A 14,645-nucleotide genomic window follows, 5' to 3' on the forward strand; every position below is an offset into this window, starting at 1 on the left:
ACGCGACCAGGCCCTCTGCTGCAGCTCCCCCGATTGGACTCGAACCAATAACCCTCCGGTTAACAGCCGAATGCTCTGCCAATTGAGCTACAGGGGATCGTGCGCGACCGATGTTAGCAAGGACGGCCGCCTGCCGCTAAATCGGGCCGACCTCTTCGCGCGCGCCGCGCAGAGCCGCCTCCGCGGCCTCCACGACGGCCGGATCCGCGGGGTCGACGCCGACGTCGTACTCCACCGCCCAGCTGATCTCCCCGTCGCGGTGCGGCGACCGGCGGGCGACCACCATCAGGCCCTTCCGCGAGCCGGGCAGGCTGATCCGGCGCTGCAGCAGCACGCTCGCGGTCACCCGTTCGCGGACCAGCTGCAGCAGCCGTCCCGGGTCGGCGATCGTGACCTCGTGCACCCTGCGGGGCTGGCCGAACTCGCCGACCTCGGCGACCCGGAGCCGCTCCTCGTCGCGGTCCCAGTCGGCGGTCTCGACCTGCTCCCACGGCAGCCGGACGCCCGGCTGGGCCGCGTCGCCGGGCACCAGCACCAGGGCGTCGCGGGTGCCGAGCAGCCAGGAGCCGTCGGCGGCCTGCGTGTGCGCGAGCACCCGGTCGCCGCGCGGCAGGTCCGCGCGCCCCAGCACGTCGGCGGGCACCTTCGCGGCCCGCGGGAACGGAGACCTCACCCCTCGCCGCCGATCGCCTTCTCGCGGAGCGTGCGGCGGTGCTGCTCGAGGGCGACCAGCTCGCCGAACATCTTGTTGTACTCGCCGGCGTGCTCGACCGGGTTGGTGCGCTGCAGCCGGGACTTGAGGTCGTTGATCCGGCGCATCGCGGTGATCTCCTGCAGCCGGAACACGTGGGCCGCGACGTACGCCGTCGTGGGCTCCTTGCTGGACAGCAGCGGCTCGACGGCCAGCGCGGACAGCGCGGTCACGGCCGCCGGGTCCTCCAGCACGTCGCGCAGCTTGGCGACCCAGACCTCGGCGCCGGGCGCGCTGGCCGGGCCGCCGCAGCCGGTGACCGCCTCCCAGACCGCGCGGAAGGTGGGGTGCGTGAAGTCGGCGGCGTCCACGTCCTTGGCCATCCGGCCGACGGCCTCGGGGTGCTGGACGACGAGCTTGAGCGTCTCCCGCTCGAGCGCGAACCGGGGGTCGCGCAGGTCCGGCAGCGGCGGCGCGGCGGGCCGCTCCGGCGCCGGCTCGGCGGCCGCGGCGCGACGGTCCTCGGGCCGGGTCCGCTGCGCCTCGGCGGGACGGCTCGCCGCGCGGCGCACCTCGGTGCGCGCCTCCTCGATGTCGACGCCGACCATCCCGGACAGCTCGCGGGAGAACGCCTCGACCTTGGACCGGTCGCGGATCGCGGAGACCAGCTTGGCGGCCTCGCGCAGCGCGTCGACCCGGCCGTCCGCCCGGTCCAGGTCGTAGCGCGAGACGACGTTGCCGAGCACGAAGCGGTACAGCGGGATCCGGCGGGCCACCAGCTCGCGCACCGCCGCGTCGCCCTGCTGGAGCCGCAGGTCGCACGGGTCGAGGCCGGTGGGCTCCACCGCGACGTACGTCTGGCCGGCGAAGTTCTGGTCGCCCTCGAACGCCCGCAGCGCCGCCTTCTGGCCGGCCGAGTCGCCGTCGAAGGTGAAGATCACCTCGCCGCGGAACTCGTCGTGGTCCTGCAGCAGCCGGCGCAGCACGCGGCTGTGGTCGTCGCCGAACGCGGTGCCGCAGGTGGCGACGGCGGTGGGCACGCCGGACAGGTGGCAGGCCATCACGTCGGTGTAGCCCTCCACGACGACCGCCTGCGAGGCGCGCGCGATGTCGCGGCGGGCCAGGTCGATGCCGTAGAGCACGTGGCTCTTCTTGTAGATCGGCGTCTCGGAGGTGTTGAGGTACTTCGCCTCGATCCGGTCGTCGTCGAAGATCCGCCGCGCCCCGAAGCCGATCGTGTCGCCGTTGGTCTCCCGGATCGGCCACAGCAGCCGCCCGCGGAACCGGTCGTAGTGCCCGCGCTGACCCTGCCCCACGAGCCCGCCGGTGACCAGCTCGGCGTCGGCGAAGCCCTTCTGGCGGAGGTACTTGTAGAGGTCCTCGCCGCCGCGCGGCGCGAAGCCGACGCCGAACTTCTCGGCCGCGTCCTTGTCGAACCCGCGGCCGGTCAGGAACTCCCGGGCCTGCCGCGCCTCGGCCGTGGCGAGCTGCTCGGCGTAGTAGACCTGGGCGACCTTGTGCGCCTCGAGCATCCGGGGCCGGAGGTTGGTGTCCCGCTTCTGGGGACGGTCGCTGCCCTCCTGGTAGCGCAGCTGGACGCCGTACTTGTCGGCGAGCCGCTCCACCGACTCGGCGAACGACAGGCCGTCGATCTTCATCAGGAAGGCGATCACGTCGCCGCCTTCCTCGCAGCCGAAGCAATGGAAGAATCCGCGGCTCGGGTTCACGTTGAAGGACGGCGACTTCTCGTCGTGGAAGGGGCACAGGCCCTTCTGGGAGCCGCCGCCGGCGTGCTTGAGGGTGACGTAGTCCGAGACCACCTCGTCGATCCGGGCGCGCTCGCGCACGACCGCGATGTCCTCGTCCCGGATCAGCCCTGCCACGGCGGTGAGTCTACGTGCCGCCCGGGCGGGCAGCACCGGCGCGGGAGCGGGCTGTGCACACGGGTCAGCCGAGCCGGGCGTGCCAGTCGACGGCGGAGGCGTCGGTGAGCGAGGCGACCTGGTCCACGACCACCCGCAGCCGGGCCGCGTCGCTGTCCGCGGCCTCGAAGTCGGCCCGGAACACCGGCATCAGCGACTCGGGGCCCCGCATCCGCAGCAGCGCGACCAGCTCGGTGACCACCTCCCGCTGGCGGTGCAGCACCGCGACCCGGTCGTCGGCGCGCATCACGTAGTGCGCGGCCACCCCCTTGAGGGCGGCGACCGCGGTCTCGGTCTCGCGCGGGACCACCACGTCGGCGGCGTAGCGGGTCAGGGGGGCGGTCGCCGTACTTCTCGATGGTGGCGTCGCGGACCTGCGTGCAGAACAGCCCGATCAGCGCGCTGGTCAGGTCCTTGAGCGAGGCCAGGGCCCGCCGGCTGCCGTCGTACGGCGTGCGCGGCCAGGTGACCATCTCCTGGAGCAGCCGCATCGCGGCGTCCATCTCGTCGTCGACCACGTCGGGGAGGTACCAGTCGCGCACGGTCGCCCAGACGTCGGCGCGCTCCCCCGCGTCGGTCAGCCAGGCCAGCTCGATCTTGCCCGAGACGATGCCGTCCTCGAGGTCGTGCACGGAGTAGGCGACGTCGTCGGCGAGGTCCATCACCTGCGCCTCGACGCAGCGGCGGCGGTCCTCGACGCCCTCGCGCAGCCAGTCGAAGACCGGCAGGTCGTCGTCGTACACCCCGAACTTCTTGACCGCCCGGAGGGTGCCGTCGGCGTGCGAGCCGTGCGGGTCGTGGGCGCCGCCGCGGGGCCAGGGGTACTTCGTGCTGGCGTCGAGCGTGGCCCGGGTCAGGTTCAGCCCCACCGAGCGGCCCGCGGGGCCGAAGGTCTTGGCCTCCAGCCGGGTCAGGATCCGCAGGGTCTGCGCGTTGCCCTCGAAGCCGCCGCACGCCGCGCTGACCTCGTCGAGCGCCCGCTCGCCGTTGTGGCCGAAGGGCGGGTGCCCCAGGTCGTGGGCCAGCGCCGCGGTCTCCACGATGTCCGGGTCGCAGCCGAGCGTGCGGCCCAGGTCGCGGGCCACCTGGGCGACCTCGAGCGTGTGGGTGAGCCGGTTGCGGACGAAGTCGTCGGTCTGCGGACCCACCACCTGGGTCTTCGCGGCGAGGCGACGCAGGGCGGCGGAGTGGACCAGACGGGCCCGGTCGCGCTCGAAGGGCGTGCGGCCGTGCGGCGCGGCACGTTTGGGCGGTTCGTCCACCCAGCGTGCGCGCGCGTGCTCGTCGTACTCACCCGTCGACCTCATCGGGGCCGACCCTACTGCCGGGCGCCGACGGGTGCGCACTGTCGGAGGGTGTGGTTAGGCTCGAGCGCATGACCATCCTGGGACGCGACACCTCCGAGCGGCTGGTCGACTGCGCCGCCGTCCGCGGGTTCGTCGAACGCGTGTGCTTCAAGACCGGACCACCCGGGCTCGTCGGCACCGAGCTGGAGTGGCTGGTCGCCTTCGAGGACGACCCCACCGACGCCGTGCCGATCCCGCTGCTCCGTGACCTGCTCGACGCCGTCGGCCCGCCGCCGCGCGGGAGCTCGGTCACCTACGAGCCGGGAGGCCAGCTCGAGCTCAGCTCGCCGGCCTTCCCCGGCGCCACCGCGTGCTGGCAGGCCCTCTCCGAGGACGCCGAGCACGTGCGCCGGCCGCTCGCCGCCGCCGGCATCCGGCTGCTCCCCACCGCGATCGACCCGCACCGGCCCCCGCGCCGGCAGGTCGTCCATCCCCGCTACGACGCGATGGCCGCCTACTTCGCGTCCGCCGGAGCCGACAGCGCCGAGATGGGGCCGGTGATGATGACCAGCACCGCGGCCCTGCAGGTCAACCTCGACATCGGGCACGACGCGGCCGACGGCACCCGGCGCTGGCGGTTGCTGCACACCGTCGGCCCGACGATGGTCGCGGCCTTCGCCAACTCCCCGGTGCACGCCGGCGGGGACACCGGCTGGAAGTCCGGCCGGCAGCGGGTCTGGCAGCACCTCGACCAGCAGCGCACCGCGGTGCCGCCCGGCGAGGACCCGGTGACGGCCTGGGCCGACTACGTGCTCGACGCCCCGCTGATGCTGGAGCGCCGCGAGTCCGGCGACTGGACCGCCCAGCCGGGCCGCACGTTCCGCGCCTGGCTCGAGGACGACGAGCAGCCCACCCCCGACGACCTCGCGGTGCACATGACCACGCTGTTCCCGCCGGTGCGGCCCCGCGGCTGGTTCGAGGTCCGCTACCTCGACGCGCAGCCGTGGCGGTGGTGGCCGGTGCCGGTCGCCGTGCTCACCGCGCTGCTCGACGACCCGGTCGCCTCCGCGGTGGCCGAGCGGGCCTGCGCCGGCCTGGACGACTGGGAGTCCGCGGCCCGCGACGGGCTGGCCTCCCCCGGCCTGCAGGACGCGGCGCTGGCCTGCTTCGACGCCGCGCTGCCCGCCATGGGGCGCAGCGCCGAGGACCCGGCCCTGGTCGCGCTGGTCCGCGCGTTCCGCGACCGCTACGTCTCCCGCGGCCGCAGCCCGGCCGACGACCCCGACGACCCCGACCTGGAGGACTCGTGAGCACCCTGCCCGACGCCCGCCCCGGGCGCCCGTCCGCGCACGACGCGGACGCGCTCAAGCAGTACGTCGCCGACGAGCTCGAGCGCAGCCGCCGGCGCAGCCTCGACCTGACCACCGGCACCCTCGACGACGGCGAGCTGCTGGCCCAGCACTCCCGGCTGATGTCGCCGCTGGTCTGGGACCTCGCGCACATCGGCAACTACGAGGAGCAGTGGCTGCTGCGGGAGGCCGCGGGCGGCGCGGCGCTGCGCCCCGAGCTCGACGACGTGTACGACGCGTTCGAGCACCCGCGCGCTACCCGCCCGACGCTGCCGCTGCTGAAGCCCGGCGAGGCCGGCGACTACATCGGCCAGGTCCGCCGCCGGGTGCTCGACGCCCTCGACGCGCTCACCCTCGACCCGGGCCGCGAGCTGCTCGACGCGGGCTTCGTGTTCGGCATGGTCCTCCAGCACGAGCACCAGCACGACGAGACGATGCTCGCCACCCACCAGCTGCGCCGCGGCGACCCCGTGTTCCCCGCCACCGACGACCTGCCGGCGCCGGCCGCGCTGGTCCGGTCCGCCGAGGTGCGGGTGCCCGCCGGCCCGTTCACGATGGGGACGTCGACCGACAGCTGGTCCCTGGACAACGAGCGGCCCGCCCACCAGGTCGACGTGGCGTCGTACGCCATCGACACGGTGCCGGTGTCGAACGCCGCCTACCGCGCGTTCGTGGAGGCCGGCGGCTACGACGACGAGCGGCTGTGGAGCCCGGCCGGCTGGCGCTGGCGCTGCGAGTCCGGCAAGCGCGCTCCCGCGTTCTGGTTCCGCGAGGGCGGCACCTGGCTGCGGCGGCGCTTCGCGCGGGTCGAGCCGCTGCCCGACGACGAGCCGGTGCAGCACGTCTGCTGGTTCGAGGCGGACGCCTACGCCCGGTGGGCCGGTCGGCGGCTGCCGACGGAGGCCGAGTGGGAGAAGGCCGCCTCCTGGGACCCCGCGACCGGCACCAAGACCCGCTACCCGTGGGGCGAGGACGACCCGACCGAGGAGCACGCCAACCTCGGGCAGTCCCGCTACCACCCGGTCGCGTCCGGGTCCTTCCCCGCCGGCGCCTCGCCGAGCGGCGCGCTGCAGATGATCGGCGACGTGTGGGAGTGGACCGGGTCGGACTTCACCGGCTACCCCGGCTTCCGGTCGTTCCCCTACAGGGAGTACTCCGAGGTCTTCTTCGACCAGGGCTACAAGGTGCTCCGCGGCGGCTGCTGGGCCACCGACCCGCTGGCCTGCCGGACCACGTTCCGCAACTGGGACCACCCGATCCGCCGGCAGATCTTCTCCGGCTTCCGGACGGCCCGCGGTGTGTAGGCACCTGGCCTACCTCGGTGTCCCCCGCACCCTCGCGTCGCTGGTCATCGCCCCGGAGCACGCGCTCTACGAGCAGTCCTGGGCGCCCCGGCAGCAGCGGCACGGCACGGTCAACGTCGACGGCTTCGGCGTCGGCTGGTACGTCGACCGCGTCGAGCCGGTGCGCTACCGGAGGGCCCAGCCGATCTGGACCGACGCGTCTTTCGCCTCGCTGGCGCCGACCGTCGCGACGTCCTGCGCGGTGGCCGCGGTCCGCTCCGCGACGGCCGGCACGTCGGCCGACGAGGGGGCCGCCGCACCGTTCACCCACGACCGCTGGCTGTTCAGCCACAACGGCCGCCTGCACGACTGGACCACGGCCCGCAAGGCCCTCGCAGCGCAGGCGGCCGACGTCCCGGACACCCGGGTCGGCGTCGACTCCGCGCTGCTGTTCGGCCTGGCCCTTGCCCGCTGGCAGGCCGGTCAGCCGCTGGCCGTCGGCCTGGCCGGCGCCGCGCGGGCCGTGCTCGGGCACGGCGGGGGGCGGCTCACCATGCTCGCCTCCGACGGCACCTCGGTGGCCGGTGTGGTGGTCGGGGAGCCGATGCACGTGCTGGCCACCTCCGACGGCACGGTGATCGCCTCCGAGCCGCACGACGACGACCCCGGCTGGCGCGAGGTGGCCGACCTGACCGCCGTACACGTGGGGCCCGAGGGCCTCACCGAGACCCCGATCGAGGAGCTCGCATGACGATCGACCGCCACCTCACGCCCGCGGACCTGGCCGCCTCCCTGCGCGCCGACGTCCGCGCGGGCCTGACCTCGACGCCCAAGACGCTGCCGCCGAAGTACTTCTACGACGGCCAGGGCAGCGAGCTGTTCGAGGACATCACCCGGCTGCCGGAGTACTACCAGACCCGCGCCGAGGCGACGATCCTCGCCGAGCGCGCCGACGAGATCGCCGACGTCACCAAGGCCCGCACCCTCGTCGAGCTGGGGTCGGGCTCCTCGGAGAAGACCCACCTGCTGCTGCGGGCGCTGCGCCGCATCGGCTCCCTGGAGTCCTACGTGCCCGTCGACGTCAGCGCGGACGCGATCGAGTGGGCGATGCCCGGCCTGGTCGCGGACTACCCCGGCCTCGACGTGCACGGCGTGGTCGCGGACTTCGAGCGGCACCTGCACCTGCTGCCCTCCGACGGTCCGCGGCTGGTGGCGTTCCTCGGCGGCACCATCGGCAACTTCGAGCCCGAGCACCGGGCCGCGTTCCTGGCCTCGCTGGGCGAGACCCTGCAGCCCGGTGACGCGCTGCTGCTCGGCACCGACCTGGTCAAGGACCCGGAGCGGCTGGTCCGGGCCTACGACGACACGGCGGGCGTCACCGCGGCGTTCGACCTCAACGTGCTGCACGTGGTCAACCGCGAGCTCGGGGGCACCTTCGACGTCGACCGCTTCGAGCACGTCGCCGTGTGGGACGCCGAGCGCAAGTGGATCGAGATGCGGCTGCGGTCCCGCGGCGAGCAGCGGGTCGACGTACGTGCGCTGGACCTGAGCGTCGACTTCGCGGACGGCGAGGAGATGCGCACGGAGGTCTCCGCGAAGTTCACCGAGCCGCGGGTCGCGGCCGAGCTGACCGGGGCCGGGTTGCGGCTCGCGCACTGGTGGACCGACACGGCCGGCGACTTCGCGCTCTCGCTGGCGACCGCCTGAGCCCGGGCAGTCTCGCGGAGACCAGAACGGGGCCGGCCGGACCCCCGAGGTCCGTCCGGCCCCTCCCCCGGCTGGTTGGTCAGGCGCTCCGCGTGAGGCGGGCGGCCTGGTCCGGGCTCTGGGTGCCGTAGATGCCCTTGGCCCGCAGGACGGGCATGACGCCCTCCGCGAACCAGTAGGCCTCCTCGACGTGCGGGTAGCCGGAGAGGATGAACTCGTCGATGCCGATCCGGTGGTACTCCTCGATCCGGTCGGCGACCTCCTGGTGGCTGCCGACCAGCGCGGTCCCGGCCCCGCCGCGCACCAGGCCGACGCCGGACCACAGGTTCGGGGAGACCTCGAGGTCGTGGGCCGACGCGAACGCCGTACGCCCGGCGTGCAGGGAGCGCATCCGCTGCTGGCCCACCGACTCGCTGGCCGCGAGGGCCTGCTGGGCCTTGGCGATCGTCGCCGGGTCGAGGCCGTCCAGCAGCCACTGCGCCTGCGCCCAGGCCTGCTCGCTGGTGTCCCGTGACAGCGTGTGGATGCGCAGCCCGAACCGCACCGTACGGCCCTGCTCCTCGGCCAGCCCGCGGATCCAGCGGACCTTCTCCGCGACCTGCTCCGGGGGCTCGCCCCAGGTGAGGTAGACGTCCGCGTGCTTGGCCGCGACCGGTCCCGCGGGCCCGGAGGACCCGCCGAAGTAGATGTCGGGGACCGGGTCGATGGTGCCGCGGATCTCGGCGCCCTCGATCTGGTAGTACGTCCCGTCGAAGTCGTACGGCGCCTGCGACCACGCCCCGCGCACGACGGAGAGGAACTCGTCGGTGCGGGCGTAGCGCTCGGCGTGGCCGAGGTGGTCCCCGAACCGCTTCTGCTCGGTCGGGTCGCCGCCGGTCACGACGTTGAGCAGCAGGCGGCCGCGGGAGATCCGCTGGAAGGCGGCGGCCATCTGAGCGGACAGCGTCGGGGAGGTCACGCCGGGCCGGAACGCGACCAGGAACTTGAGGTTCCTGGTCTCCCGGATCAGCGCCGCGGTGACCAGCCAGGCGTCCTCGCACCACGTGCCGGTGGGGGTGAGCACCCCCTCGAAGCCCAGCTGGTCGGCGGTCCGGGCGATCGAGGCGAGGTACTCGATGTCCGGCTCCCGGAACTGGTGGGCCGAGCCGGCGCCGTCGGTGGGGCGTCCGCCGCCCAACGGGACGCTTCCGCCGCCGCCGACGAGTCCGCGGGCGTCGCCCGTGGTCGGTAGGAACCAGTGCAGCTTGATGCTCATCGTCGAGCCTCTCCTCAGGATGCGGGGACGGTGTCGTTGAACGCCGTCGTGAAGTAGTCACCGACGTCGAACCGGTTCGGCAGCAGGTCGGCGTCCGCGAACGCGTCGGCCATCTGCTGCTCGGAGTCGACGACGGGTGCGCCGAGCTTCACCGGCTTGGCGACCCGGCGGTCGACGGCCTTGGTGGTGACCGCCGGCGAGAGCCCGGTCTCCTCCGACCAGACCTTGGCCCAGTCGTCACGGTGCGTGTTCGACCAGATCTGCGCCTGGGCGAGCCGGCCCAGGTAGTCCTTGATCGCCGCGGCGGTCGCCTTGTCGTCGACCGACTCCGGGTTCGCGGCCTGGAACGTCATCCCGTTGACCTTGCCCGAGCCGTCGGCGAGCACCCGCGCACCGGACTCCAGCTCGGCCTGGGAGGTGTAGGGGTCCCAGATCGCCCAGGCGTCCACGTGCCCGCTGGTGAAGGCGGCCAGCGCGTCGGCCGGCTGCAGGTTCTGCACGTCGATGTCGTCGTAGGACAGGCCGACGGCGTCCAGCTGCGCGAGCAGGTTGTAGTTCGCCGAGCTGCCCTCGGCGACCGCCACCTTCTTGCCCTTCAGCTGGGCGACGGAGGTGAGCTTCGAGTCCTGCGGGACGACGATCGCGTCACCCTTGCCGCCCATCGTGGCGCCGGAGACGACGGTGATCTTGCTCTTCGCGGCGGCGGCGAACAGCGGCGGCGTGTTGCCGACGCCCCCGAGGTCGATCGCGCCGGCGTTGAGCGCCTCGAGCAGCGGCGGCCCGGACGTGAAGGAGTGCCAGCTGACCTTGTAGGGCAGCCGGGCGTCCTCGCCGGCCGCCTTCAGCAGCGCCTCCGAGCCGCCCTTCTGGTCGCCGACCCGCAGCGTGACCTTCGACAGGTCGACGGTGCCGTCCTCGCGGACGGCCTCCTCGTTGCCCGACGCCGACGAGCAGGCGGTCAGGGCCGCGAGAGCGGTGAGGGTGAGGGCGGTGCGGACGGTCCAACGGTTTCTCATGCTGCCCCGGTCTCCAGTGCGTGGTGGGTGGTGGTCTCGTGGTGCACCCCGAGGGAGGCGAGCACCTGCTCGCGCACCTCGGCGATCTCCGGGTGCTGCGGCGTCCGTGCGCCGCGGCGCACCTCGACCCGCCACTCCCGGGCGACGCGTCCCTCGTCGAGGACCAGCACGCGGTCGGCGAGGGTGAGCGCCTCGTCGACGTCGTGGGTGACCAGCAGGACGGCCGGCGAGTGCCGGCGCCAGAGCTGGTCGACGAGCCGGTGCATCTCGATCCGGGTCAGTGCGTCGAGCGCGCTGAACGGCTCGTCGAGCAGCAGCAGGTCGGGCTCGCTGACCAGTGCCCGGGCCAGCGAGACCCGCTGCGCCTGTCCCCCGGACAGCGAGAGCGGCCAGGCGTCGATCTTCTCGGTGAGCCCGACCTCCTCGAGCGCCGCGTGGGCCCGCTCCCGCCGTTCCTGGCGCGACGCGGCGCCGTTCAGCAGGGCGAGGGCGACGTTCTCCCCCACCCGCCGCCAGGGCAGCAGGCGGGGTTCCTGGAAGGCCACCGAGGTGCGGCCGTCGACGACGACCTCGCCGGACGGCGACGGGTCCAGGCCCGCCAGGCTGCGCAGCAGCGTCGACTTGCCGGACCCGCTGCGGCCGAGCAGCGCGAGGAACTCGCCGGGGCGGATGGCCAGGTCGACCTCGCGGAGCACCGCGGTCGACCCGAACGAGCGGTTGTGGCGGGACAGCCGGGCGACCGTGTCGGTCCCCCGGGTCCGGTTGTCTACGAGCGCCATGACAGCGCCCTCCTTTCGACGGAGCGGACGAGGGCGTCGGTGAGCAGGCCGAGCAGGCTGTAGACCGCGAGGCCGACGACGATCACGTCGGTCTGCTGGAACTCGCGGGCCTGGTTGATCATGTAGCCGAGGCCGGAGGAGGCGCTGACCGTCTCCGCGACGATCAGCGACAGCCAGGCGACGCCGAGGCTCTGCCGCAGCCCCACCAGCGCCTGGGGCAGCGCCCCGGGCACGATGACGTGCCGCAGCTGCTGGCGGCGCGAGAAGTGCAGCGTCTTGGCCGCCTCGAGGAACTTCCGGTCGATGCTCCGGATGCCCGCGAAGGTGTTGAGGTAGAGCGGGAAGGTCACCCCCAGCGCGATCAGCGCGATCTTCGGCATCTCGCCGATCCCCATCCACACGATGAACAGCGGGATCAGGCCGAAGTGCGGCAGGGTGCGCAGCATCTGCATCGGCGGGTCGACGGCGTCCTCGCCGATCCGGCTCAGGCCCGCGACCACGGACAGCGCCAGCCCGAGGGAGGCGCCGACGGCGAAGCCGACGAGCACCCGCTGCACGGAGACCAGGGTGGCCGCCCCGAGCGTGCCGTCCGAGACCAGGCCGCCGGCAGCGACCGCGATCTGGATCGGCGAGGCGATCTTCTCCTCGGGAAGCACGCCGCTGCTGCTGAGCGCCTGCCACAGGCAGAGCAGCAGCACCGGGCTGACCCAGCGCCGCAGCCAGGACAGCCGGGCGGTTCGACGCCGGGCCGGGACACGTTCACGCGCAGGCCCCGGGGGACGTGCGTCCTCCAGCTGCTGCGTGGGCACGAGAGTGGTCATGTCGAGCCAGCGTGGTGACTTAATAGGACTAAGTCAAGTAAGACACACGACAATGTGAGACAATTACAGTCCTCGTGCCACTTGTTGCACTTCTCGATCAACTTACTAGAGTTATCGAATGCCGTCCTCCGCTGAGACCCCCCTTGCGCACCACCGTCCTGTGCGGCAACCCGCGCCCCGCCTCACGCACCCTCGACGTGGCCCTTAGCGTCGCCGACGCGCTGACCGGCCTGGCACCGGACGGCTCCCCCGAGCCGCAGGTGATCGACCTGGCGCTGCTCGCGCCCGTGCTGTTCGCCGCGGACCGCGACGAGCGGGCCGCCGTGGACGCCGCCCTCGCGGCGGTCAGCGGCAGCGACCTGCTCGTGGTGGCGACACCCGTCTACAAGGGCAGCTACTCCGGGCTGCTCAAGGCGTTCCTCGACTTCCTGCCCTACGGCGCCCTGCGCGGGACGGTCGCCGTCCCGCTCACGGTGATGGCCCAGCCGCACCACGCGCTTGCCGGCGACGTACACCTGCGGCCGCTGCTGGTGGAGCTCGGCGCCGGGGTGCCGACAGCCGGCGTCGTGGTCACCGAGAGCGAACTGGGCGCCGGTCCGGTGGACCGCTGGGTCGCGACGCACGCCGCGACGGCGGTCGGCAGCGCGCTGCTCGCGCACCGGCAGCGAGAGGACGCCCTCGCCTGACCCGGCGCCTCTGGCGCTGAAAGCCCGCCGACCCGGCGCCTCTGGCGGCAGTCCGACGCCAAAGACGCCGGGTGGGCGGGCGTCTGTCCGCCAGAGTCGCCGGGTCAGAGCCAGCCGTTCAGCTCCGCGACCCGGGCGGCCTCCGCCCGGTTGGCGGTGCCGGTCTTGCCGATGGCCGAGGACAGGTGGTTGCGCACGGTCCCCTCGGAGAGCACCAGCGTCCGGGCGATGGTCGCGACGGCCGCGCCGTCCCGGGCCGCCCGCAGCACGTCGGTCTCGCGCACGGTGAGCGGCGAGTCGCCACTGACCAGGCTGTCCGCGGCCAGCCCGGGGTCGACCACCCGCAGCCCCGCGTGCACCCGGCGTACGGCGTCCGCGAGCTGCCGCGCGGGGGTGTCCTTGACGACGAACCCGCCCGCCCCGGCCTGGAGCGCCCGGCGCAGGAAGCCCGGACGGCCGAACGTGGTCACGATCAGCACCCGGACCTCGGGCAGGGCGGCCCGCAGCGCCCGGGTCGCCTCGATGCCGTCCAGGCCGGGCATCTCCACGTCGAGCAGCGCCACGTCGGGCCGGTGCTCGCGGGCGGCCGGCAGCACGGCGTCGCCGCTGCCCACCTCGGCCACCACCTCGAGGTCCGGCTCGAGGTCGAGCAGCGCCGCCAGGGCGCCGCGCACGAGGGCCTGGTCGTCGGCCAGCAGCAGCCGGATCGTCATCGGGCGCTCACCGACAGCGCGAACCCGCGCGGGTCGAGGGTGCGGGTGACCAGCACCGCGCCGGCCGCGGTGGCCCGCTCGCGCAGGCCCTCGAGCCCGGTGCCGGCCCGCACCCCGTCGTCGCGGGGGCCCGCACCGTCGTCGCTGACCTCCACGGCCGAGGCGCCCAGCCGGACCGTGCAGCGGGTCGCGCCGCTGTGCCGGATGACGTTCGTGACGCCCTCGCGCACCGTCCACGCGAACAGCTCCCGCAGCTCGGAGGGCACCTCGTCGGTGCTGTTCGGCAGGTCGGCGTCGATCTCCGCCGCGCGCAGCGCCTCCCGCGCCCGCGCCAGCTCGCCCGGCAGCGTCAGGTCGCGGTAGCCCTCCACCGCCCGGCGGACGTCGGCCAGGGCGTCCCGGCTGAGCCGCTCGAGGTCGAGCAGCTCGGCGCGGGCCCGTTCGGGGTCGACGTCGAGGAGCCGGTTGGCCAGCTCGGCCTTCACGGTGATGACGGTGAGCGAGTGGCCCAGGATGTCGTGCAGGTCGCGGGCGAACCGGTTGCGCTCGTCGGCCACCGCGAGCCGGGCGTTCGCCTCCTCGGCGCGGATCAGCTCCACGTTGCGCGCCATCAGCTGGCTGACGCCCCACATCGCGAACGCCGCCGTGCAGATGGCGAAGGTCAGGCCGGCCGGGCTGGACCAGCCCGCCAGCGTGTGGCCCAGCACCTCGGTCACCAGCGCCAGCACCCCGGTGAGCACGGCCGCCCACCGGGCCGGCAGGCAGAGCACGCCGAGCACCGCGACGTACACCAGGCCGGAGGCGCCGGCCTCGCCCACGCAGACGCACATGACCACCGTGAGCGCGAGCAGCGTGCCGAGGACCGCCACGGCCGCGGCCGGCTCGACGCCCAGCTGCATCCGCTGCCGGCGCCGCCGCACCCAGGTGAACGACGCCACGTAGACCGAGGCGAAGGACAGGGTCGCCAGCAGCCCCACCCAGCCGCGCAGCGGGTCCGTGCCCTGCCAGGCCAGGTCCCACGCCGCCCGGAACGCGTCGGCCAGGAAGACCAGCCAGACCGCGGCGAACAGCACGCCGAGGCGCCCGGGCCGGCCGTCACGGCTGGTCCAGGCACCCGTCGGGGTCAGCGAGCTCACG

Annotated in this window: 14 protein-coding genes and 1 tRNA gene; 5 read left to right on the top strand and 10 right to left on the bottom strand. The window is 73.9% G+C overall.

Annotated features, from left to right (window positions below):
• Window positions 1-24: 24 nt before the first annotated feature.
• The 4 genes from KRR39_RS12825 to KRR39_RS12840 form a co-directional block, all read right to left on the bottom strand.
• Window positions 25-97 (bottom strand) — tRNA-Asn (locus tag KRR39_RS12825).
• 39 nt (window positions 98-136) lie between these two features.
• Window positions 137-673, bottom strand: coding sequence for a hypothetical protein (locus KRR39_RS12830; protein ID WP_216937411.1), 537 nt, complete (start codon window positions 671-673; stop codon window positions 137-139).
• Window positions 670-2,574 (bottom strand): DNA primase, encoded by a 1,905-nt coding sequence (gene dnaG / locus KRR39_RS12835; protein WP_216937412.1) that lies wholly within the window; start codon window positions 2,572-2,574, stop codon window positions 670-672. The genes KRR39_RS12830 and dnaG overlap by 4 nt, the downstream gene beginning before the upstream one ends.
• Window positions 2,562-3,920 (bottom strand): deoxyguanosinetriphosphate triphosphohydrolase, encoded by a 1,359-nt coding sequence (locus KRR39_RS12840; RefSeq protein WP_436971979.1) that lies wholly within the window; start codon window positions 3,918-3,920, stop codon window positions 2,562-2,564. The genes dnaG and KRR39_RS12840 overlap by 13 nt, the downstream gene beginning before the upstream one ends.
• A gap of 68 nt (window positions 3,921-3,988) precedes the next feature.
• On the opposite strand from KRR39_RS12840, the gene egtA reads away from it, so the two are divergent.
• Genes egtA through egtD form a run of 4 tightly spaced genes read left to right on the top strand, consistent with a single transcriptional unit; the run spans window position 3,989 to window position 8,238 of the window.
• A complete protein-coding gene (gene egtA / locus KRR39_RS12845; protein ID WP_216937414.1) occupies window positions 3,989-5,209 on the top strand; it encodes an ergothioneine biosynthesis glutamate--cysteine ligase EgtA in 1,221 nt (406 codons plus the stop codon).
• Window positions 5,206-6,552 (top strand): ergothioneine biosynthesis protein EgtB, encoded by a 1,347-nt coding sequence (egtB, locus tag KRR39_RS12850; RefSeq protein ID WP_254185113.1) that lies wholly within the window; start codon window positions 5,206-5,208, stop codon window positions 6,550-6,552. The genes egtA and egtB overlap by 4 nt, the downstream gene beginning before the upstream one ends.
• Window positions 6,545-7,282 carry an ergothioneine biosynthesis protein EgtC gene (gene egtC / locus KRR39_RS12855; RefSeq protein ID WP_216937416.1) on the top strand — a complete coding sequence of 246 codons (738 nt, stop codon included), beginning with the start codon at window positions 6,545-6,547 and terminating at the stop codon, window positions 7,280-7,282. Before egtB ends, egtC begins: the two co-directional genes overlap by 8 nt.
• Entirely contained in the window at window positions 7,279-8,238 is a 960-nt protein-coding gene (egtD, locus tag KRR39_RS12860; protein WP_216937417.1) for an L-histidine N(alpha)-methyltransferase, read from the top strand. The genes egtC and egtD overlap by 4 nt, the downstream gene beginning before the upstream one ends.
• Before the next feature lie 79 nt (window positions 8,239-8,317).
• Here the strand turns inward: egtD and KRR39_RS12865 are convergent, their stop codons facing one another.
• From KRR39_RS12865 to KRR39_RS12880, 4 genes are read right to left on the bottom strand one after another with little or no spacing between them, the layout of a single operon-like run.
• Entirely contained in the window at window positions 8,318-9,493 is a 1,176-nt protein-coding gene (locus KRR39_RS12865) for an LLM class flavin-dependent oxidoreductase (protein ID WP_216937419.1), read from the bottom strand.
• A 14-nt stretch (window positions 9,494-9,507) separates the two neighbouring features.
• Window positions 9,508-10,509 (bottom strand): ABC transporter substrate-binding protein, encoded by a 1,002-nt coding sequence (locus KRR39_RS12870; protein ID WP_216937421.1) that lies wholly within the window; start codon window positions 10,507-10,509, stop codon window positions 9,508-9,510.
• Window positions 10,506-11,288 carry an ABC transporter ATP-binding protein gene (locus tag KRR39_RS12875; RefSeq protein WP_216937423.1) on the bottom strand — a complete coding sequence of 261 codons (783 nt, stop codon included), beginning with the start codon at window positions 11,286-11,288 and terminating at the stop codon, window positions 10,506-10,508. The genes KRR39_RS12870 and KRR39_RS12875 overlap by 4 nt, the downstream gene beginning before the upstream one ends.
• Window positions 11,276-12,109, bottom strand: a complete 834-nt coding sequence (locus KRR39_RS12880) for an ABC transporter permease (RefSeq protein WP_216937425.1) — start codon at window positions 12,107-12,109, stop codon at window positions 11,276-11,278. The genes KRR39_RS12875 and KRR39_RS12880 overlap by 13 nt, the downstream gene beginning before the upstream one ends.
• A gap of 143 nt (window positions 12,110-12,252) precedes the next feature.
• Between KRR39_RS12880 and KRR39_RS12885 the strand changes: the two genes are divergently transcribed.
• Complete coding sequence (locus tag KRR39_RS12885) at window positions 12,253-12,795, top strand: NADPH-dependent FMN reductase (RefSeq protein ID WP_216937426.1); 543 nt, start codon at window positions 12,253-12,255, stop codon at window positions 12,793-12,795.
• Between the two features lie 104 nt (window positions 12,796-12,899).
• Here KRR39_RS12885 and KRR39_RS12890 read toward each other — a convergent pair whose 3' ends face one another.
• Together KRR39_RS12890 and KRR39_RS12895 are read right to left on the bottom strand one after the other, a co-directional pair.
• Complete coding sequence (locus KRR39_RS12890) at window positions 12,900-13,508, bottom strand: response regulator transcription factor (RefSeq protein WP_216937428.1); 609 nt, start codon at window positions 13,506-13,508, stop codon at window positions 12,900-12,902.
• The gene (locus tag KRR39_RS12895) at window positions 13,505-14,644 is read right to left on the bottom strand and encodes a sensor histidine kinase (protein WP_216937430.1); all 1,140 of its coding nucleotides are present in this window, start codon (window positions 14,642-14,644) and stop codon (window positions 13,505-13,507) included. The genes KRR39_RS12890 and KRR39_RS12895 overlap by 4 nt, the downstream gene beginning before the upstream one ends.
• Window position 14,645 lies beyond the last annotated feature (1 nt).

This window comes from Nocardioides panacis, from assembly GCF_019039255.1.
Taxonomy (GTDB): Bacteria; Actinomycetota; Actinomycetes; order Propionibacteriales; family Nocardioidaceae; genus Nocardioides_B; species Nocardioides_B panacis.

What these genes read in the sequence shown, in the direction of transcription:
- KRR39_RS12875 (WP_216937423.1), bottom strand. Translation starts at nt 11,288, where the DNA reads ATGGCGCTCGTAGACAACCGGACCCGGGGGACCGACACGGTCGCCCGG.
- egtD (WP_216937417.1), top strand. Translation starts at nt 7,279, where the DNA reads ATGACGATCGACCGCCACCTCACGCCCGCGGACCTGGCCGCCTCCCTG.
- KRR39_RS12870 (WP_216937421.1), bottom strand. Translation starts at nt 10,509, where the DNA reads ATGAGAAACCGTTGGACCGTCCGCACCGCCCTCACCCTCACCGCTCTC.
- KRR39_RS12840 (WP_436971979.1), bottom strand. Translation starts at nt 3,920, where the DNA reads ATGAGGTCGACGGGTGAGTACGACGAGCACGCGCGCGCACGCTGGGTG.
- KRR39_RS12880 (WP_216937425.1), bottom strand. Translation starts at nt 12,109, where the DNA reads ATGACCACTCTCGTGCCCACGCAGCAGCTGGAGGACGCACGTCCCCCG.
- KRR39_RS12890 (WP_216937428.1), bottom strand. Translation starts at nt 13,508, where the DNA reads ATGACGATCCGGCTGCTGCTGGCCGACGACCAGGCCCTCGTGCGCGGC.
- KRR39_RS12865 (WP_216937419.1), bottom strand. Translation starts at nt 9,493, where the DNA reads ATGAGCATCAAGCTGCACTGGTTCCTACCGACCACGGGCGACGCCCGC.
- egtA (WP_216937414.1), top strand. Translation starts at nt 3,989, where the DNA reads ATGACCATCCTGGGACGCGACACCTCCGAGCGGCTGGTCGACTGCGCC.